Source organism: Dyadobacter sp. CY261 (assembly GCF_021440085.1).
In the GTDB taxonomy this organism is placed as follows: domain Bacteria; phylum Bacteroidota; class Bacteroidia; order Cytophagales; family Spirosomataceae; genus Dyadobacter.
The window spans coordinates 198,344-217,330 of the sequence record NZ_JAKCPW010000006.1; the positions used below are offsets into that span (position 1 = coordinate 198,344).

The window sequence follows — 18,987 nt, forward strand, 5'->3', positions numbered from 1 at the left end:
TTGCCATGCAATTGACAAATCGCTCAAAGCAAGTAAGCAATAAACAAATGACGCTGGCGGAGCGCGCCTACCTGCCTGCTATTGCAACAGGTCTCGCGATTACGATCAAGCACTTTTTTGCCAAGAAAGTAACGATTCAATATCCTGAAGTAAAACGCTACCTTGGTCCCGTATTTCGGGGAAGACATATCCTGAAAAGAGACGCCGAAGGACGGGAGCGGTGCACTGCCTGTGGTTTGTGTGCAGTAGCGTGTCCTGCGGAAGCGATCTCAATGGTAGCTTCGGAGCGTCAGAAAGGCGAAGAGAATCTGTACCGTGAAGAGAAATATGCCGCAGTTTATGAGGTAAATATGCTGCGCTGCATTTTCTGCGGACTCTGCGAGGAAGCTTGCCCGAAGCAGGCCGTTTACCTGCGCCACGACGAGTTCGTTCCTGTATTTACGGAACGCGACCAGGTGATCTGGGGTAAAGACCTCCTCGTGGAAGATATGAACAACCGCTACACCCGCGAAGCCTGGACTAAGGAAGAAGCACACGTGCTCGATGCCAAAAGGGCCAACGGCGAAGCTACCAACGTTGTTCCAAGAGCCATTCCCTGATCGGTAAACCAAGACTATCAGCAGTTACAAACATTATGAATTCAGTAGTATCATTTTTTTACTTCCTATCATTCCTGACTATCCTGAGCGCGGTGATGGTCGTGGTATCGCGTAACCCCATTCACAGCGTTCTGTATTTGATCCTGACGTTCTTTACGCTGTCGGGTCATTACATTCTGCTCAATGCGCAGTTTTTGGCTGCCGTGAACATTATTGTGTACGCAGGGGCTATCATGGTACTTTTCCTTTTTGTAATCATGTTCTTGAATATGAAGCAGGATCAGGAAGAGTCGAAAACCAATCTGACCAAAATAGCGGCCACGATTGTAGGCGGGACGGTATTTGTGATCCTTTTCGGAGCTTACCGCAAAACGGCTATTGAGCCGTTTAATCCGCAAACATATGATTCACAGATCGGGATGATCGAAAGCCTGGGCCACATGCTTTTCCGGGAGTATTTGCTGCCTTTTGAGCTGGCATCTATTCTTTTGCTTGTAGCAATGGTTGGAGCTGTGTTGCTGGGTAAGAGAGAGATCGGTGAGCGGCATTTCTAGGAGATACAATCTAGCTGATATATCATCCAACCCAAGCGTTATCGCTTGGGTTATACACAAAAAGAGGCTCTTGCGAGCCTCTTTTTGTGTATCTATGACCCGTATGTTAGGCCTCTACTTCCGAGTATGCCTCAACCGGTATACATGAGCAGATCAGGTTGCGATCACCATAGGCGCTGTCCACGCGGCTTACGCTTGGCCAGAACTTGTTGAAGCGCAGGTATGGAAGCGGGAATGCGGCTTTTTCGCGGCTGTAAGAGCGTGTCCAATTTTCTGCGAGCAATACGCGTGAAGTGTGCGGTGCGTTCTTCAAAACGTTGTCTGTGCGATCAGCCACGCCTTCTTCTACTTCACGGATCTCATTTCGGATGGCAATCATCGCATCGCAGAAACGGTCGAGTTCGGCTTTCGACTCAGATTCCGTCGGTTCGATCATCAATGTGCCTGCAACCGGGAATGAGAGCGTTGGTGCGTGGAAACCGTAGTCCATCAAACGTTTTGCTAAATCCTCCGCTTCTACACCCGACGCTTTGAATGCACGGCAGTCGACGATCATTTCGTGAGCACAACGGCCGTTTGTGCCGGTGTAAAGCACTTCGTAATGCCCGCTTAGGCGCTCCTTAATGTAGTTGGCATTCAGAATAGCATACTTCGTGGCATTTGTAAGTCCTTCACCGCCCATCATCGCAATGTAAGCGTAAGATATCGTAAGGATACTGGCGCTGCCGTAAGGTGCTGCGGAAACGGCTCCGGCCTGTCCGGCTGGTAAATAATCAGGCTGGGTGCTAAAATTCACATGGCCTGGCAGGAAGGGCATCAAATGCTCCGCCACGCCGATCGGTCCTACACCAGGGCCGCCGCCGCCATGAGGGATACAGAATGTTTTGTGCAAATTGAGGTGGCAAACGTCAGCACCAATGCTGGCTGGACTGGTAAGGCCAACCTGTGCATTCATGTTCGCACCATCCATATAAACCTGCCCGCCGAATGAATGGATCATCGAGCAGATTTCAATAATACTTTCTTCATAAACACCATGTGTAGAGGGATAGGTTACCATCAGACAGGACAGTTCGCTGGCATATTGCTCCGCTTTCGCACGCAAATCTTCCACATCGATATTACCACGCTCGTCACATTTTGTAACAACCACTTTCATTCCTGCCATGACAGCCGAAGCCGGGTTGGTACCGTGTGCCGACGATGGTATCAGCGCCACATTACGGTGTGCCTCGTCTCGGCTTTCGTGATAGGCCCGAATGGCCATCAAGCCTGCATATTCGCCTTGCGCACCTGAGTTTGGTTGGAACGACATGGCAGCAAAACCGGTGATTTCGCAAAGCCAGATATTCAATTCGCTAACCAGCTGCGCGTAACCACCTACCTGGTTGGTTGGCGCAAATGGGTGCACCCCACCGAATTCAGGCCACGTCAATGGGATCATTTCGGCTGTTGCATTAAGTTTCATGGTGCAGCTACCGAGCGAGATCATGGAATGTACCAATGAAAGGTCCTTGTTTTCCAGGGATTTCAGGTAACGCAGCATTTCATGCTCGGTGTGGTGTGTGTTGAATACGGGGTGTGTAAGGTATTCCGATGTTCTCACGAGGTTTTCAGGAATCGATATTTCGAGCTCTTCATCGATCACCATTTCGCCCTGATACCCCGAAACTTCTGCAAATACATTCAGCAATGCGATCACATCATCGAAAGTCTTGGCTTCATCGAAAGAAACCGAAAGGCTTGCATCGCCACGATATTTGAGGTTTATGCCCCATTTCAATGCCTGCTCGCGTAATTTGCGGGTCAGTGGCGTATTGATCGTTACGGTATCGAAATAATTTCCGGTAACAACCTCATAATTGAATTTCCTAACTGTATCCACAAACAAACGCGTAAGCCCGTGCACACGCGCCGCGATGCCTTTGATGCCCTCGGGCCCGTGGTATACCGAATAGGCCCCTGCAATCACAGCCAGCAATACCTGTGCGGTACAAATATTGGAAGTGGCCTTTTCGCGACGGATATGCTGCTCACGGGTTTGCAATGCCATGCGCAATGCACGATTTCCCTCACCATCTACCGAAACGCCAATGATCCGGCCCGGGATCTGACGTTTATAAGCATCTTTGGTAGCAAAATAAGCCGCATGCGGTCCGCCGTAACCCATTGGTACCCCGAAACGCTGCGAAGAACCGATCACAACATCCGCACCCATTTCACCCGGAGATTTCAGGAGCGTCAATGCGAGCAGATCTGCCGCCACGGCCACGGTGATATTCAGCTCATGTGCCGCCGCAATAAAATCGGTATAATCGATCACCTCGCCGTTGGTAGCAGGATATTGAACGAGCGCCGCGTAAATATGCTCGTCTGTAAGATCAAGTGTTGCGTGATTTCCAACCACAACGTCGATACCGATAGGCTTTGCGCGGGTGTAAATCAGGTCGATGGTTTGCGGGTGGCAAAGTTCCGAGACGAAGAATGTATTGGCCTTCTTTCTCGTACCTGCTTTGGCGGCATAAAGCATTGTCATAGCCTCAGCCGCTGCCGTTGCCTCATCGAGTAGCGATGCATTGGCGATCTCCATTCCCGTCAGGTCGGTAACAACTGTCTGGAAATTCAGGAGCATTTCAAGCCGTCCCTGCGCGATTTCCGCCTGATAAGGTGTATAAGCGGTGTACCAGGCCGGGTTTTCGAGAATGTTCCTCAGGATGACATTCGGTGTGATGGTGTCGTAGTAGCCAGTGCCGATGTACGATTTCAGCACGGCGTTTTTCGCGGCTATTCTCTTGATATATTGTAAGAACTCCTGCTCCGATTTCGGTCGCGGCAAGTTCAATGGTTTTTGTAGACGAATCGCAGAAGGCAGAGTTTGATCAATCAGTTCATCCACTGATCCGGCTCCGATGGTCTTCAACATTTCCTGCAATTCCTGTTCATCTTTACCGTGGTGACGGTTTTCAAACTTGTCCTGGTTTCGAAGATTAACTTTCATTCAAGTTAGGCTGAGAATGCCGCTATTAGGTGATTTTTAAAATACAAAAGTAAGCAAATCCAAGCAAATCTCTCAGAGATCGATGGCTATGCTTACTCTTGAATATGTACAAAATGTAACAGTAGGAAGTTCCTAGTGGTTAGGGCAACCGCAATCTGTTTTCCGCTTGAATATTCCCAGGAATTTCTTGGACCTCGGCTTTTTGTAACCCTTGAACTTTTTCTTTTTACCAAATAATTCCACTTTGGCGGTATCCGGTGCCGCCGACACCGTTTGTACGCCGGAAATACTGCACATTAATGCAAGTACCAGCAGCCAGGGAGTCATTTTCTTCCACATTTTCATACGTTGGATCGTCAAAGGTTACTAAGGGAACGCAATGCAACCTGTTTTCGGTATGCATTGCGCCAACCCTTTCGCAATTTTCCGAATATTTTACGCCTTTACCAATTCCAGGATCGTGATTTCGGGGAGAATACCCACACGGCCCGGATAACCAAGATAGCCAAATCCACGGTTGACATACAAATACTGATCGTTTTCCTCATAAAGCCCCGCCCATTGCTTGTAACGATATTGTACCGGGCTCCATTTTAACTTCCCAATTTCCACGCCAAACTGCATCCCGTGCGTGTGTCCCGCGAGCGCTAGGTCTATGTCCTTGTATTTCGGTAAAACCTGCGCTTCCCAGTGGCTGGGATCGTGTGAGAGCAATATCTTTACGGGGTAATCTTCGGTATGCTCGTAGGCTTTCTCAAGATTCCCATATTTGGCAAAATTTCCAGCTCCCCAGTTTTGAATACCGATTAATCCAATTGACTCGCCGTCGACCTTAATGGCCTGGTTTTCATCGAGCATTAGGTTCCAGCCGAGGAGTTCGTGTGCCTTTTTCAAATCTGCGAGGTTGTTGGCTTTCGATTGGGCGTCATGCCATTGGAAGTAGTCGCCATAATCGTGATTTCCTAAAATCGAGTGCACGCCCAGTGGCGCTTTCACTTTGTCGAATATGTTAATGTAATCCTTCACTTCCATTGCCCGGTCATTCACGAGATCGCCGGTGAAGAAGGCGATGTCCGGTTTTTCTTTCATCAGCATTTCGACGCCGCCCTTCACGGCGGTTTTATTAAAAAAACTACCCGAATGGATGTCCGAAAGCTGGGCAATTTTTATTCCGTGAAACTGTCGGGGAAGGTTTTTTAGCGGAACTTTTACGCGACGGACTCGGTAATCGTGAGCTCCCGACAATATTCCATAAGCAAAAGTGCCTAACAAGCCTGTACCGGCAACCACGGCGGTTGTTGCCAGAAACTGCGAACGAGGGATTACCGGCTCGCCTGTTTCGGGAGAGGGTGTTGCCGCCGAAGGCACAAAAAAGCTCACAATCCATTGAAAAAACCGGCGCACGTCGTCAATAAGCAGGATAGCAACCGCTAGCAATTTCGACAGATAAGGGATCGCGATGAATGCGACAACAAAGGTCCGGGTCGTACTTTTAAAATAATCCGGCGGAAGCAACTGCATTCCAATATAAGCACCAAGAGTCATCAATGTAAGCGCCCAATATGCACCGCCTATCCATCGCTGTGTTAAGGGAGCGAGGCCGCGAATGGCCAGTTTCAAGCCTTGCCAGACATACCAGTCGATGGCAAAAAGGACGAATGTAAGTATGATAAAAAAGAAGGTTCTATTCATTTTGGGATGATCGTTGTCATATCAACGACAAACATATCCAAAACCTTTCACGTTCAGCACGCGGCCTGGAATCTTGGTGTTTGTACAGAAAAGGGTGAATAGATGTGTTGAAGGTTAATTTTAGCAGCTAAATGGTTTTTGGTATTTTTGCAGCTTATCTACACTAGTTATGACTAAATATGATTTCAAACGGTTCCACATTCGCTCGATGAATGCGGCTACCGACCAGGAAAGAGCGGAGATTAATCAGGAATTGAAGGATTTATACGCTTCACTTCCAGAAGATGAAAAGAAAATTTTCAACGAAGAGTTACAACATTTCCTCACCCATGAGGTTGCGCGCATCAAGTCGGATTACGAATCAGTGAAAGGCCTGAACCGGCCTAATTAACCGCATTAGTTCAGCCGTGGATCGATCGGATAGTGGGCCATGGAGCGATATTCTCCCCCCATGTTACGCAGGATTTCACGCCAGAAGTTGCCCGGGGGCGTCGAAAAAAGAAAATCGGAGCTTGTGCTCGAAATGATCCACGAATCTTGTTTGATCTCTTCATCGAGCTGCCCACCGCTCCACCCGGAATAACCTATAAAGAACATTACATCTTCCTGTTTCAGCGTATTCAGGTTCAGGAGTGTCTTTACGTTCCCGAAATCACCTCCCCAGTAAACATTCTTCATGATTTCCGTGCCGCCCGTAACAAGGTCGGGACGACGATGTATAAAATGCAGGGTGTTTTTCTCGACTGGCCCGCCCAAATGCAGCGTAATATCCTGATAAATAGTCTCTTCCAAAACATCTCCAAGGAAAAGATCGGTAGTTTGGTTCAAAACAAAACCAAAACTACCCTGTTCATTATGCTCGCACATAAGGATTACCCCCCTTTCAAAATTGGGATCGCCCAGAAAGGGCTTGGCGATGAGCAGGCTTCCTTTTGAAACTTTTGAGGCTGACGGCATAACCTGACAGATTGTTAATTCAACAACGAAATATATTTATTTTTCGCACTGAAAACCTGATATTGCCCAAAATATAATAAAAATAAGATCATGGCATTAATAAAAGCTGTTCGGGGACATCATCCAACCTTTCACGAGAGTTGCTGGTTTGCAGAAAACGCCACAATTGTGGGCGATGTAGTGATGGGCGAAAATTGTACTGTATGGTTTAATGCGGTGATCCGCGGGGATGTGAACAGCATCCGCATCGGCCATCATTCCAATGTACAGGACGGTGCCGTGATACATTGCACCTACCAACGGTTTGCCACCACGATTGGAAATTATGTGTCCATCGCACACAACGCCATTGTCCACGGCTGCACGATTGAAGACCACGTACTAATAGGAATGGGCGCGATCGTTATGGATGGGGCCATTGTAGGAGAAGGAGCCATAGTAGCGGCAGGCGCAATCGTTACCCAGGGTACCAAAGTACCGCCAGGAACGATCTACGCCGGAAATCCTGCCAAATACCTGAAAGACGTGTCGCCTGAATTGAATGCAGCTATCGACCGGACTGCGAATAACTATCTGGTTTACTCGGGATGGTTTAAGGAAGAAGAGGGCTCGAAATAATGGTCATCCTGAATTCCTACGCCCGGGGGAACGAGAATGACCATTTCCGGCACGCGGTTATTAAAAAGCGACTTGCTTTTTCGCCTCACTGCGCGATCCAGGACAAAATATGTGGCAATACCCGAGACCGGTCCCATAATTTTCTTAGTCAGGGAAAAAGCGACCGTCAATTCTCCAAGTGCAATACCGCAGATAGATGCCGACAGCATCGTTCTTTTAATGATCTTGATTTTGTCGATATTAACAATGTCCTCATAGAATACAAAGCCACCACTTCCGCGGATGAAAGGATTTTCCCTAAGTATTACCCCATCATGCCGAATTGTAGTTACCTCTCCGAACACAAACGATTCCTGCCCGAACGAGTTCTTCTGAATGCATTGTAAAAACTGGCCTCTTTTTACCTTGATTATTTTCTGTGTTTTGACTGACTGTATCAAGAAGAACGGCTTCTGTGCCGAGGCGGCTGAAAAAGCGAGCGACAAGCATATGCAAACCGATAATAAGTAGTGGTTGCTTAGGCTCTGCATTTTCGACATTGATAGTTTAATAAGTCTTTCCATTTGTCAGATACACGAGACAAGGCAGACGTAATTACCCTTCATGCACCTGTCGATTCCATCAATCAGACCAACGAAACCGAGAACACAAGTGCCAGCGGCTGCGAGTGTACCGACGCCTGCGAAAGGAACTCCAATTATAGCACCATAGAGTGTGCCATAAGTCGAACAATCCAACGCACCGATGTTGTCGTAGGACAATTTCGCATATGCATCACTGGCGTCCTCAGGTGCTTTTGCGTTAGACGATGGGGATATTTCATCATTGTATTTGCCACAAGACGAAATAATAACTGACGCGGCACAAAATGCGAATACAGTTAATAAGAGATGAATGGAATAGATGTTTGTTTTGTTCATGGGCTAATAGTTGTAGGATGCAATTGACAAATCTAGTGACCTCAATCCAATAGAAAATGACCGGAGATCACTAATAGGAATCGCATTGAAACGGCTGCGAAATGCCGCCTCTCGTGTGGTTTTTAAGTTTGTTGATGAAGAACCCATCTGACGTTACGCTATGTGAAACTACCTCACAAAGCAAGTGAATTACTTCCCTCGTGCTGTTGCGGAAAGTGCAGGAGACATTGCGGTTTCCGCACATAATTCAGAGGAACGGTGGCAAGATGTTTGGCGATTTCAAAAAGCCGCTAAATTTGCCAAGTCACTCAGAACGAAGCACACTATGATAGATTTCGGAAGTAATTTCAGAAAGTTGAGAGAATGGGCAGGCCTTTCCCAGGAAGCGCTGGGAGTTAGTTTGAATGTGTCTGCCTCGGTCGTTAACAGGATCGAAAACAATAAACGGAAGTTGGATATTGAGATATTGCAAAAGCTGGCCGTAACCTTACAGCTTGATATCTCGCTCGTGGTGGCGGTATTATTTAAGGGCAAGTCAGCCTTGCCAAAACAAAGAGTTTCCAAGAAGGGAAACTCTTTGCCTGCCCCAGTTTAAATCACTCAGCCATCCCTTTCCGGGCATTCAAATAGCCTTTGATCACGGTAAAAGTGGTAATCGCCAGGAAGAAGAGGATGATATACTGCACATAGTCCACGATCCAGGGGAATCTCTCTCCAAACAGAAAGCCTCCCCCAGTCAATGTAAAGATCCAGATAGCACCACCCACAACATTATTGATCAGAAATGCAGGGAACGACATTTTTACAAGTCCTGCGAGAATGGGGGCAAATGTGCGAACAATGGGCAAAAACCGGCTGATAATCAAGGTCCGGCTGCCGTATTTTTCAAAGTATTTACGGGTGGTTTCAATATGCTTCTTCTTGAAAAAGAAAGAATCCTTTCTGTTTTGAAACATATCTCCGAAATATTTGCCGAAAATATAGCCCACCAACGATCCCAAAACCGCTGCGGTTAACATGCTGATCAGCAAAATAAGGATTGGTACGTCGAGAATACCGGTACCGCAGAACACGCCGGCGAGAAATACAAGGTAATCTCCGGGCAGGAAAAATGCGAAAAACAGACCGTTTTCCGCAAATACAATAAAGGTTATCACCAGAAGCCCGCCAGTTCGGATGATTTCCTCTGAATTAAGAATATACTGGAAAAACTCGACAATTGAATCCATAATCTGTAATCTAAAATCGGCCTACCCGCGGGCTCCGGCTTGTTGACTTTTAAAACTAAGCATTTTCCGATAGTTCCAGCCAGCGCAACTCCTTCTCCTCCTGACTACCGGTAATCTCCTCGATCTGCTTGGACCACTTCGCCAGCTCCTCGTGTGAGCCGCCCTTGTTCAGATTTTCTACCAACTTCACCTTCGATTGTTCGAGTTTGGCAATATCCGCTTCAAGTTGCTCCATTTCCTTTTGCTCTTTGTAGCTCAACTTTCGCTTTGATGTAGTTGCCGCTGCCACTGCTACCTGCTCTTTAGGCGCAACTACAATAGGAACAGCAGTCTTCAGCGCATTGCCATTAGCGGCCAGCTTCTTTTCAGCCTCCTGCTCATCCTGATAATCACGCAGCTCGGTGTAGTTACCCGGAAAATCACTGATCTTACCATTGCCGTCAAACACAAAAATGTGCTGCACCAATCGGTCGAGGAAGTAACGGTCGTGGGAGACGATCATTATACAGCCTGGGAAATTGAGCAGAAACTCTTCCAGGACATTCAAACTATCTATATCCAGGTCGTTCGTAGGTTCATCGAGGATCAGGAAGTTGGGCTGTTTGATCAGGATTAATAAAAGCTGCAAACGTCGCTTTTCTCCCCCACTCAACTTGGAAATAAAATCATATTGTTTGGAAGGCGAAAACAGGAATGCCTGCAACAAATGTCCGACAGTAACGGTCTCGCCGGTCCCAAGCTGAACCACCTCCGCTACATCCTTCACAATATCTATAACACGCTGGTTCTCATTAAAAACAAGGTCCGTTTGCTTGTAATAACCAAATTGCACGGTTTCGCCGGTGGAAATCTTGCCTTTATCAGGCTGCAATTCGCCGGTAATCATATTCAGCAGCGTCGATTTACCCATCCCATTTTTTCCAACCACACCAATGCGATCACCTTTACGGAAAGTATATTCGAAGTCCTTGATCAACTCCCGTTCTCCGAAACCTTTACTGATATTTTCGAGCTCAATAATTTTGCTGCCGAGACGCGACGTCCGCACGTTCAGCTCCATTTGCACGTCGACCTTTTTCTGACTTGCCTTTTCCTTCAAATCCTCGAAGGCATCAACGCGGTATTTGGCTTTCGTGCCCCGTGCCTTAGGTTGTTTTCTGATCCATTCCAGCTCCTTGCGCATGAGGTTGCGGGCCTTATCAATGGTCGCGGCTTCCAGCTCTTCCCTTTCTGCCTTTTTTTCGAGGAAATAGGAGTAGTTCCCTTTATAACTGTACGCCGAACCATGGTCAAGTTCGAGCATCTGGTTACAAACCGTGTCGAGAAAGTAACGATCGTGCGTTACTACCAATAATGTCGTATTGGACGTATTGAGATATTCTTCCAGCCATTCGACGGTTTCGAGGTCGAGGTGGTTGGTTGGCTCATCGAGAATGAGCAGGTCCGGATCTTCGAGAAGCACTTTCGCCAATGCAACCCGCTTACGCTGACCTCCGGAAAGTGTGCCGTAAGCATTGTCGGTATGGTGAATACCCAGGCGACCAAGAACTTCCTTTGTCCGATATTCAAAATCCCATGCATTGAACTTGTCCATATCCTCCATCACGTCCGCGAGTTCGTCGTGGTTATCGGTTTCAATGGCGTGCTCGTAACGTTTCACCACTTGCGCCACAGGATTATTGGAAGAAAAGATCACTTCGAGCACGGGCAGTGATTCATCAAAAGCGGGACTTTGATCGAGGTAACCGACACGGATGTCCTTCCGGATGCTCACCTCGCCCTCGTCGGCGGGAATCTTACCGGTGAGGATATTGAGGAATGTGGTTTTTCCGGTTCCGTTGGTTCCGATCAAGGCGACTTTGTCGCCCTTGCTGATGCCAAAACTAATGTTCTTAAAAAGCCAACGGTCGCCGAACGACTTTGCTATATTTTCAGCCGAAAGATAATTCATGATTAAATGTCAAATTCTGTATATGCAAAGTTAGGACAGATATCAAACAACAAAGAAAAAATTCGCTTTCATAGGGTAAATAGGCTAATATTGCCGCTTATATTCAGTTAGATGGTTCCATTGAACACATTCATTATCATGTCCAAAAAATCCCTTTACCTAATCTTAACCGTTTTTCTTTGTTTCAAAGCAGCAGCGCAGGACAGTAATTTTAAGAGTTATACGCAAAAAATTGGAGGTAGCCCTCAGGTGTACGACATGGTCGCGATTCCAGGTGGCGAGTTCACAATGGGCAGCCCGGCCAGCGAAAAAGGCCGCAGAGCCGACGAAGGCCCCCAACACAAGGTGAAAATAGAGCCTTTCTGGATGGGAAAAACCGAAGTGATCTGGGATATTTATGATTTGTACGCTTTTAAGAATATGGAAAAGGAAATGGGGTTGCGCCATCCTGATCCAGACAAAAGCGTTGCGAAAACCGACGCCAGTACCCGCCCAAGTCCTCCTTATGTTGATATGTCTTTCGGAATGGGTCGTGCGGGTTATCCTGCGATCAATATGACGCAATATGCGGCGATTTTTTTCTGCAAATGGTTGTATGAAAAAACCGGTATTTTCTACCGCCTGCCAACCGAAGCTGAATGGGAATATGCCTGCCGCGCGGGGTCAAAAACAGCTTATTCATTTGACGAAGCCAAGATAGATGAATATGCCTGGTACCGCAAAAACAGCGATGCCGCCTACAAAAAAGTAGGACTGAAAAAGCCTAACGCATGGGGTTTGCACGATATGCATGGCAATGTAATGGAATGGACCTTAGACCAATATATTCCTGATTACTATACTAAGCAGCCCAAAGGTGAGGCATTTGCGCCTGTAACTGAACTTTACCCTACTTCCGTTCGAGGTGGCTCATGGGATGACGAAGCGGCAGATCTCCGCAGCGCAGCCCGCGTAGCGTCAAAAGCTGAATGGAAAATCCTTGACCCGCAATTGCCAAAAAGCGAATGGTGGATGACCAGCGCTTCGTTTGTGGGTTTCCGCGTTGTAAGACCGCTTAAAACGCCTTCTCCCGAGGAGATTAAAGCCTATTACAGCCCTAAACTGATTGAAGACTACTGATCATATTTAAACTCTTAATTCGAAATGGAACAAAACAGACGTAATTTTTTGAAAGCATCGAGCCTGATCGCTGGCGGTGCTATCCTAAACCCTTTCACGGGTTATGGATATAATAGTGCAGTTGGTGAAACAATCAGAGTTGCATTGATCGGATGTGGAGGTCGTGGTACAGGTGCCGCTGCACAGGCATTGAGCACTTCCCAAAATGTGCAGATCGTGGCAATGGCTGATGCTTTCAAGGATCGTCTAGATGAGTCATATAAAAACCTGACAGCCAAAAAATACAAAAACGCTGCGGGGCAGCCGGTTGACATCAAAACGAAAGTAGATGTACCAGAAGACCGGAAATTTGTAGGTTTCGATGCATTCAAGAAGGCCATCTCTTTGAAAGATGTAGATGTAGTAATCCTCGCAACGCCTCCGGGCTTCCGCCCTTCGCATTTCGAAGAGGCTGTGAAAAACAACAAGCATATTTTCATGGAAAAGCCGGTTGCGACTGACGCGCCAGGTATCCGCAAAGTGCTTGAAGTAGCCGAGGAAGCTAAGAAGAAAAAACTGAACGTGGTGGTGGGTCTGCAACGTCACTATCAGGCGAACTACCGTGAGGCGATCAAACGCATTCACGACGGTGCGATTGGTGATATTGTAGGCGGACAGGTATACTGGGTTGGAAGCAGCCCTTGGATGAAGGAGCGCCAAGCCAACCAGACTGAAATGGAATACCAAATGAGAAACTGGTATTACTTCAACTGGCTTTGCGGCGACCACATTTCGGAGCAGCACGTTCACAACATTGACGTAGCCAACTGGGTGAAAAAAGGTTATCCTGTATCGATCCAGGGAAGTGGTGGCCGCCAGGTACGCACCGGAAAAGCTTATGGCGAAATCTTCGATCACCACACGCTTGACCTGGTTTACGCCGACGGAACCGTAATTTCGAGCCAATGCCGCCAGTTCGAGGGAACCTGGAACCGTGTAGACGAGGCATTCGTAGGAACGAAAGGACGTATTGACAGCTTCGATGGCAAGAAAACCGCGCTGAAAGACTACAAAGGAGGCGTGATTTACCAACACGATGATAAAGGCGACAAAAACCCTTATCAGGTAGAGCACGACGAACTCTTCGCTGCGATCGCAAAAGGTGAATATAAATTCGCCGATGCTGAAAACGGCGCGAAAAGCACCATGACTGCGATTATGGGGCGTATGGCGACTTATTCAGGTAAGCAGATTAAATGGGAAGAAGCATTGAACTCAGATATTAACCTATTCCCCGACAAACTTGCATGGGATGCCTCTCCGAAACTTTTGCCTGGTCCTGACGGACTATATCCGGTGGCAATCCCGGGTAAGACTCAGGTGATATAATTAAATTTGAAACGCAAAATGGCCCGCTGAGGGCCATTTTGCGTTTCAATAGCATTTCTCAGAGCGAATCCCTATATTCGATTAGAGAATTGTTGACGATACTTATTGTAGAACGAAATATGTAGTCAGTGAAACTTAGTGTGAGAAACGCTGTGCTTATCCTCCTTGCTGGCATGATCGTGCTGGCAACCGGTTCGTTTTTAAACTCTTCCAAAATTCAATTTAGCGATCCGGTCATTCTGAGCGGTCTTGCCATAGAATTCATCGGAACAATCTGGCTCGTATTGAGCCTCAACCTACGCCGAAAACGGCATAAGATCTGATCATAGCTTGCTAGATCTGTTTCGGAGATAAAAATCCGCCAGAACTATTGCTGCCATTGCTTCCACGATAGGTACCGCGCGTGGTACTACACACGGGTCGTGACGTCCCTTTCCTTGAACGATCGCGACATTACCGAATTGATCGACACTCTCCTGGTCCTGCATAATGGTGGCCACAGGCTTGAATGCTGTCCGAAAATAAATATCCTCCCCATTCGAAATACCTCCTTGTATACCTCCTGAATGATTTGTGCGAGTGTGCACACCTCCGCCTTCATCCGTATAAAATGCGTCGTTATGCTGCGATCCTGGAAGCAACACACCATCGAAACCGCTGCCATATTCAAATCCTTTGACCGCATTAATGCTCAGCATTGCCTTTCCAAGTTCTGCATGTAATTTATCAAACACAGGCTCTCCCCAACCTACCGGTGTTCCTTTCACAACGCAGCTAACGACACCGCCTATTGAATCACCTTGCTTACGAATGGTATCAATATAATCGAACATTTGCTGGGCCATTTCAGGATCAGGGCAGCGTACTGCATTGTTTTCGGTTTCGGAAAGGTCGAGTTCCTGATAGCTTTTTTCCAGCTTCATCGTTCCAACCTGGGAAACATAGGCCTGAATGCTAATACCCAATTCCCCCAATAACAGCTTCGCAAGTGCACCTGCGGCCACCCGTGCAGCAGTTTCCCGTGCAGAACTGCGCCCGCCCCCACGGTAATCGCGTACGCCGTATTTCACCTGATAAGTATAATCGGCGTGAGAAGGCCTGAATTGCGCCGCTATATGCGAGTAGTCCTTGCTCCGCTGGTCTTCGTTTCGGATTACCATTGCGATAGGCGTACCGGTCGTTTTTCCCTCGAATACCCCTGACAACACCTCAAATTCGTCTGCCTCTTTCCGCTGCGTGGTAATGCGCGACTGCCCAGGCTTTCTCCTGGTTAGCTCGCTTTGTATAAAATCGGAGTCGAATGTCACGCCTGCGGGACAACCATCAACTACCACTCCAATCCCCACACCGTGTGATTCACCGAAAGTGGCTATCTTAAATATCTTACCGTATGTACTGCCCATTAAACTTACTTTCTAAATACCCAAATCATTGTTACCAACAACAATACTATGAGAATGTTGGTCAAATCTTTCAAAATCTTCTTGTAATCTATGGTCTCGCTACTGCTGTCCAGGTTTTCCAGGTTGTCGTACAAACCCGACGACCCGGAAAGCGACAAATTTGTGAGTTTATATTCATCTCCCCTCACCTCCAGTGAGGTCGCCGAACTTAACGTGTCATACTTTTCCTTTTCGACATTAAAATAGATCCAATGAAAATAACGGCCCAAAGGGAATTCTCCGTCTTTTCGGGGAACCACAAAATAGTCAAAGGTCTTTTCCCCGATCACGCTCTGATAACTCCGTTTCACAACCTGGCTTTCTTCGGGCGGGTAAATATCGAATGATGAACTCGCTGGTACTACTGGCGCTGGGATCGCTTTAATATTTCCAACACCTTCTATCTTGAACATATATCTGACACTCTCGCCTGGATATACCAAATCGCTAGATAACCGTTCACGCAAACTATACTGACCAACTGCTACTTGATCGCGGAGAGGGTGATCGGGAAGCTGCTTCACGACGACACGGAGCGGCCTGGACCGAAATGCCTTCACCAGCTTATTTTGTACGTTAACAGCCCGGCCGCTTTCGGTTACCAACATATTTAGCTTCACTGACGGCAACTCTATATCTTCCGAAGTAATGGGAAAGAAACGAGCCTGGTACATATTATATTCGGCAAATCGTCGACCGCGGATCGTCACCTTCCGCTTGATAATCTCCTCAACACCGACATTCTCTTCCCAGCAATTTACCGGCCTGATAGCCTTCAGTATTCCCTGCAACTGGGCGTTGAAACGGTAGAATTCCATTTCAACGGGTGCATTCTCGGCAATATAAAGCGATATCCGAACCGCAAAACCCTGACGAATGTATACTTCCTTCCGGTCTGTTTGCACGGATAAAAAGACAGATTGACTATTATCATCCGCCTCTGTTACCTCCACATTTTCTGCTGTCGGCAAATTATTTTTGTCCTCACTGGACTTGGCAAAAACAACCATTGTCTCATCGGAATGCAATCTGACATTGTTGACAGTTAAATTAAATTCCGGGATCAAGTAATTCCCCGCCTTCGCAGCATAATACTCCTGGGTGATCGTCTGAATTACAACTTTTCTTCCATCCACCGTACTTACTGAACTTGTAGCCGACTTGCTCCTTTTCTCCAGATCCTTTATTTCAGGGAAGATAACAGAAGGCCTTGTCTCGACATCACGCAACACAACCGATATCAACAATGGATGATCAAGTGTCAGATTCTTGGATCCATACTCGATCGTAGCGGCATTTTCGATGGATTGTGCAGACGCAATAGCAGAAAAACACAAAAATATATTTAATAACGCATATAACTTCATTCCCATTTTTCGTTATCTTTATTAGGAATTGCTGAAAACGAAGCGTTTTAAAGGTTTCTTTTGTTTATATCGTTGTCCCTAAACCACAAAACTACATAATACTATGGCCTCGATGCTTGAATACATTAAAATTATTCTTCAAAAAGTCAGCTTCGACCGCAAATTATTTGAGAAGGAACTACGAAAAGCGATACGCATGTTAATGCCTGCTGAGATCAAAAGGCTTAGGCAGTGGTGTTACGATCACTATGCAACTGTTCACCTGCCAGTGTTGAACACATGTTTTGAAAGACTTTCTTCATTAAACTAGCAACAACAATACTATTTGATATTCGAGAGCTATAAAATAAGAAAGCCGCCCGAGATCGGGCGGCTTTCTTATTTTATAGGATTTTCTAAGATTTATTTCTTCTTAGGAGCTGGTTTAGCGGCAGCACCAGCAGCAGCAGGCTGTGCAGGTTGCGCAACTGCCAGTCCCAACGCTTCTTTAGCAGCAGCGTTATCCGGGTCTACCTTGAGCAGCTTCTCCCAATACTCCTTCGCTTTCGCCTCATCTTTCAAGGTTGATTGAGCGTGGAAAGCCAGGTAACTGTAAGCCAGTCTCAAATATGACTTGTATTTACTTGGATCTGGGTCTTTCTCAGCAAGTTCAGTCAATTTCAGGTAGTATGGTTGAGAAATACCTTTATCAACGTTTTCTTGTCTGTCGTATGCGTTGTAAAGCGTACTTGCGCGCCAGTAATAACCATATGGCCAATCCGGCAATTTCTGCGTTACGGTAGCGAAAATCGAATCAGACTTCAAGTAAAGATTGCGTTTGTCAGTCGCGATTTTCACGCTGTCGGCAAAATTAGGTTCCCCTGATTTGGGAACGATGATTCCCTGAGCAGTTTGAAAGTTCGCAAGACCCTGATAGTAATAGTCGTTAGCAGTTGCTTTGGCAGTATCCAAGCCGTTACCTTTTTCGTAAGCGGCAGCAGCTTTAGGGTAATCCTTCGCAGCATAGTACAATCCCGCTACTTCTTTATAAGCAGCGGCAGATTCAGCCTTGCTCGTATCCATGTCAGCGCCTTTCTTCATGTATTCCATACCCAGTGAGTCGTATCCTTTGCCGTCTGTCGCCTTTGCATTCAATGCGCGGCCAAGATATTTGTAGTCGTCACCAATCACTTTGTCGGGAGAACCTTTAATGAACTCTTCCAGACTTTGGATCGCTTCGTCAGGCTTGTTCGTTTTAAAATAAGCCCATCCATACATCCGCTTGATGATCGGATTGTTGATTTTTCCTTTCGCTTCTTCCAGGAATTGTAACGACTTTGTATAGTCGTCAGCAGTAAATGCGAACTGTGCACCACGAAGTTTCATCTCAGGGTCAGTGCTACCACTTTTCTGCAAATACAAGTCAAAATTTTCAGCAGCTTGTTTATATTTCTGAGCCCAGAAGTATAATTCAGCCAGATCCTTGTAAGCAGGAGCGAAATTTACATCAGCTTCGATTGCCTTTTTGTAGTTTTCCAACGCGAGGTTATAGTTTTTACCACGCAGATAAACGGAACCAATGGCGTTGTGTGCAACCGCATAATTAGGTTTAGCTGTCAAAGCATATTCGTAAGCTGTAACCGCGTTCCCACCTTCATTACGCAACATCAGAGCATCACCTTTTGCAAGATAAGCATCTGCCAGGTTTTTATCACGGGCAATTGCAAGGTCAAGCAGGCGGATTGCTTCAGCGGGATCGTTATTTTTCTCAAACAGTGTATAAGCCTCACCTATTCTGAAAAGAACTTCGGCATCTTTCTTCTTTTTCTTTTCAGCTTCATCGAAAAGCTCTTTCGCTTTCGCACGATCGCCTTTCGAAAGCGCGATTGTTCCCATACCTACCTGATTCAGGTAAGACTTTTCATCCAGCGACAGACCTTTTTCGAAAGCTTTCTGCGCCTCATCCAATTGGTTGGTTTTGATATAGTAATAACCAAGGTAATATTGGTTATCAGCAGAAGGGCTTCCTTCAGCAAGTTTCTTAAACAACTCACCCGCTTCATTGTAACGTTCTCCGCCAATTAATGCCAAGCCATCCTGTACCGTCTGTGCATGTATGTTAACAAACGCCAATAAACCAAATACCAATGCTACTAATTTCATTCTCATGTTTCTGTTCATTTTTTACCCGGTT

The 18,987-nt window shown here is 46.6% G+C and carries 18 protein-coding genes; 8 read left to right on the forward strand and 10 right to left on the reverse strand.

All coding sequences use genetic code 11. The features are described from left to right. The first annotated feature begins 5 nt into the window (after window positions 1–5). Both LZD49_RS18090 and LZD49_RS18095 read left to right on the forward strand, forming a co-directional pair. Entirely contained in the window at window positions 6–599 is a 594-nt protein-coding gene (locus LZD49_RS18090) for an NADH-quinone oxidoreductase subunit I (protein WP_234668983.1), read from the forward strand. A gap of 35 nt (window positions 600–634) precedes the next feature. Next, window positions 635–1,153 carry an NADH-quinone oxidoreductase subunit J gene (locus LZD49_RS18095; protein ID WP_234668984.1) on the forward strand — a complete coding sequence of 173 codons (519 nt, stop codon included), beginning with the start codon at window positions 635–637 and terminating at the stop codon, window positions 1,151–1,153. Window positions 1,154–1,259: 106 nt separating this feature from the next. On the opposite strand, the gene gcvP is transcribed toward LZD49_RS18095, so the two are convergent. The 3 genes from gcvP to LZD49_RS18110 all read right to left on the reverse strand — a co-directional run bounded on the left by gcvP (window position 1,260) and on the right by LZD49_RS18110 (window position 5,843). Next, entirely contained in the window at window positions 1,260–4,151 is a 2,892-nt protein-coding gene (gene gcvP, locus LZD49_RS18100; RefSeq protein ID WP_234668985.1) for an aminomethyl-transferring glycine dehydrogenase, read from the reverse strand. 132 nt (window positions 4,152–4,283) lie between these two features. Continuing rightward, window positions 4,284–4,490 (reverse strand): hypothetical protein, encoded by a 207-nt coding sequence (locus tag LZD49_RS18105; protein ID WP_234668986.1) that lies wholly within the window; start codon window positions 4,488–4,490, stop codon window positions 4,284–4,286. 96 nt (window positions 4,491–4,586) lie between these two features. After that, window positions 4,587–5,843, reverse strand: coding sequence for a metallophosphoesterase (locus LZD49_RS18110; RefSeq protein WP_234668987.1), 1,257 nt, complete (start codon window positions 5,841–5,843; stop codon window positions 4,587–4,589). 169 nt (window positions 5,844–6,012) lie between these two features. On the opposite strand from LZD49_RS18110, the gene LZD49_RS18115 reads away from it, so the two are divergent. Continuing rightward, on the forward strand, window positions 6,013–6,234 hold the full coding sequence (locus tag LZD49_RS18115; protein WP_234668988.1) for a hypothetical protein: 222 nt from the start codon (window positions 6,013–6,015) through the stop codon (window positions 6,232–6,234). A gap of 5 nt (window positions 6,235–6,239) precedes the next feature. Here the strand turns inward: LZD49_RS18115 and LZD49_RS18120 are convergent, their stop codons facing one another. Then, on the reverse strand, window positions 6,240–6,800 hold the full coding sequence (locus LZD49_RS18120) for a YqgE/AlgH family protein (protein ID WP_234668989.1): 561 nt from the start codon (window positions 6,798–6,800) through the stop codon (window positions 6,240–6,242). A gap of 90 nt (window positions 6,801–6,890) precedes the next feature. On the opposite strand from LZD49_RS18120, the gene LZD49_RS18125 reads away from it, so the two are divergent. Continuing rightward, the gene (locus LZD49_RS18125) at window positions 6,891–7,418 is read left to right on the forward strand and encodes a gamma carbonic anhydrase family protein (RefSeq protein ID WP_234668990.1); all 528 of its coding nucleotides are present in this window, start codon (window positions 6,891–6,893) and stop codon (window positions 7,416–7,418) included. On the opposite strand, the gene LZD49_RS18130 is transcribed toward LZD49_RS18125, so the two are convergent. After that, window positions 7,379–7,858, reverse strand: a complete 480-nt coding sequence (locus LZD49_RS18130; RefSeq protein WP_234668991.1) for a hypothetical protein — start codon at window positions 7,856–7,858, stop codon at window positions 7,379–7,381. The two genes, LZD49_RS18125 and LZD49_RS18130, sit on opposite strands and share 40 nt — an antisense overlap. A gap of 805 nt (window positions 7,859–8,663) precedes the next feature. Here LZD49_RS18130 and LZD49_RS18135 point away from each other — a divergent pair. Then, entirely contained in the window at window positions 8,664–8,933 is a 270-nt protein-coding gene (locus LZD49_RS18135) for a helix-turn-helix domain-containing protein (RefSeq protein ID WP_234668992.1), read from the forward strand. 1 nt (window position 8,934) lies between these two features. Here LZD49_RS18135 and LZD49_RS18140 read toward each other — a convergent pair whose 3' ends face one another. Then, on the reverse strand, window positions 8,935–9,567 hold the full coding sequence (locus LZD49_RS18140; RefSeq protein ID WP_234668993.1) for a DedA family protein: 633 nt from the start codon (window positions 9,565–9,567) through the stop codon (window positions 8,935–8,937). A 55-nt stretch (window positions 9,568–9,622) separates the two neighbouring features. After that, window positions 9,623–11,518 (reverse strand): ABC-F family ATP-binding cassette domain-containing protein, encoded by a 1,896-nt coding sequence (locus LZD49_RS18145; RefSeq protein WP_234668994.1) that lies wholly within the window; start codon window positions 11,516–11,518, stop codon window positions 9,623–9,625. Between the two features lie 138 nt (window positions 11,519–11,656). Between LZD49_RS18145 and LZD49_RS18150 the strand changes: the two genes are divergently transcribed. Further along, on the forward strand, window positions 11,657–12,637 hold the full coding sequence (locus tag LZD49_RS18150; RefSeq protein ID WP_234668995.1) for a formylglycine-generating enzyme family protein: 981 nt from the start codon (window positions 11,657–11,659) through the stop codon (window positions 12,635–12,637). A 24-nt stretch (window positions 12,638–12,661) separates the two neighbouring features. Beyond that, window positions 12,662–14,005, forward strand: coding sequence for a Gfo/Idh/MocA family protein (locus LZD49_RS18155; RefSeq protein ID WP_234668996.1), 1,344 nt, complete (start codon window positions 12,662–12,664; stop codon window positions 14,003–14,005). Window positions 14,006–14,328: 323 nt separating this feature from the next. On the opposite strand, the gene aroC is transcribed toward LZD49_RS18155, so the two are convergent. Both aroC and LZD49_RS18165 read right to left on the reverse strand, forming a co-directional pair. After that, on the reverse strand, window positions 14,329–15,408 hold the full coding sequence (gene aroC, locus LZD49_RS18160) for a chorismate synthase (protein ID WP_234668997.1): 1,080 nt from the start codon (window positions 15,406–15,408) through the stop codon (window positions 14,329–14,331). 5 nt (window positions 15,409–15,413) lie between these two features. Then, on the reverse strand, window positions 15,414–16,814 hold the full coding sequence (locus tag LZD49_RS18165; RefSeq protein WP_234668998.1) for a BatD family protein: 1,401 nt from the start codon (window positions 16,812–16,814) through the stop codon (window positions 15,414–15,416). Window positions 16,815–16,917: 103 nt separating this feature from the next. Between LZD49_RS18165 and LZD49_RS18170 the strand changes: the two genes are divergently transcribed. Then, on the forward strand, window positions 16,918–17,124 hold the full coding sequence (locus tag LZD49_RS18170) for a hypothetical protein (protein ID WP_090156055.1): 207 nt from the start codon (window positions 16,918–16,920) through the stop codon (window positions 17,122–17,124). A 92-nt stretch (window positions 17,125–17,216) separates the two neighbouring features. On the opposite strand, the gene LZD49_RS18175 is transcribed toward LZD49_RS18170, so the two are convergent. Next, window positions 17,217–18,974 (reverse strand): tetratricopeptide repeat protein, encoded by a 1,758-nt coding sequence (locus tag LZD49_RS18175; protein WP_234668999.1) that lies wholly within the window; start codon window positions 18,972–18,974, stop codon window positions 17,217–17,219. Window positions 18,975–18,987 lie beyond the last annotated feature (13 nt).

Bases quoted from the DNA above. Each gene is read 5' to 3' on its own strand.
- LZD49_RS18090 (WP_234668983.1), top strand. From the start codon at position 6: ATGCAATTGACAAATCGCTCAAAGCAAGTAAGCAATAAACAAATGACG.
- LZD49_RS18095 (WP_234668984.1), top strand. From the start codon at position 635: ATGAATTCAGTAGTATCATTTTTTTACTTCCTATCATTCCTGACTATC.
- gcvP (WP_234668985.1), bottom strand. From the start codon at position 4,151: ATGAAAGTTAATCTTCGAAACCAGGACAAGTTTGAAAACCGTCACCAC.
- LZD49_RS18105 (WP_234668986.1), bottom strand. From the start codon at position 4,490: ATGTGGAAGAAAATGACTCCCTGGCTGCTGGTACTTGCATTAATGTGC.
- LZD49_RS18110 (WP_234668987.1), bottom strand. From the start codon at position 5,843: ATGAATAGAACCTTCTTTTTTATCATACTTACATTCGTCCTTTTTGCC.
- LZD49_RS18115 (WP_234668988.1), top strand. From the start codon at position 6,013: ATGACTAAATATGATTTCAAACGGTTCCACATTCGCTCGATGAATGCG.
- LZD49_RS18120 (WP_234668989.1), bottom strand. From the start codon at position 6,800: ATGCCGTCAGCCTCAAAAGTTTCAAAAGGAAGCCTGCTCATCGCCAAG.
- LZD49_RS18125 (WP_234668990.1), top strand. From the start codon at position 6,891: ATGGCATTAATAAAAGCTGTTCGGGGACATCATCCAACCTTTCACGAG.
- LZD49_RS18135 (WP_234668992.1), top strand. From the start codon at position 8,664: ATGATAGATTTCGGAAGTAATTTCAGAAAGTTGAGAGAATGGGCAGGC.
- LZD49_RS18140 (WP_234668993.1), bottom strand. From the start codon at position 9,567: ATGGATTCAATTGTCGAGTTTTTCCAGTATATTCTTAATTCAGAGGAA.
- LZD49_RS18145 (WP_234668994.1), bottom strand. From the start codon at position 11,518: ATGAATTATCTTTCGGCTGAAAATATAGCAAAGTCGTTCGGCGACCGT.
- LZD49_RS18150 (WP_234668995.1), top strand. From the start codon at position 11,657: ATGTCCAAAAAATCCCTTTACCTAATCTTAACCGTTTTTCTTTGTTTC.
- LZD49_RS18155 (WP_234668996.1), top strand. From the start codon at position 12,662: ATGGAACAAAACAGACGTAATTTTTTGAAAGCATCGAGCCTGATCGCT.
- aroC (WP_234668997.1), bottom strand. From the start codon at position 15,408: ATGGGCAGTACATACGGTAAGATATTTAAGATAGCCACTTTCGGTGAA.
- LZD49_RS18165 (WP_234668998.1), bottom strand. From the start codon at position 16,814: ATGAAGTTATATGCGTTATTAAATATATTTTTGTGTTTTTCTGCTATT.
- LZD49_RS18170 (WP_090156055.1), top strand. From the start codon at position 16,918: ATGGCCTCGATGCTTGAATACATTAAAATTATTCTTCAAAAAGTCAGC.
- LZD49_RS18175 (WP_234668999.1), bottom strand. From the start codon at position 18,974: ATGAACAGAAACATGAGAATGAAATTAGTAGCATTGGTATTTGGTTTA.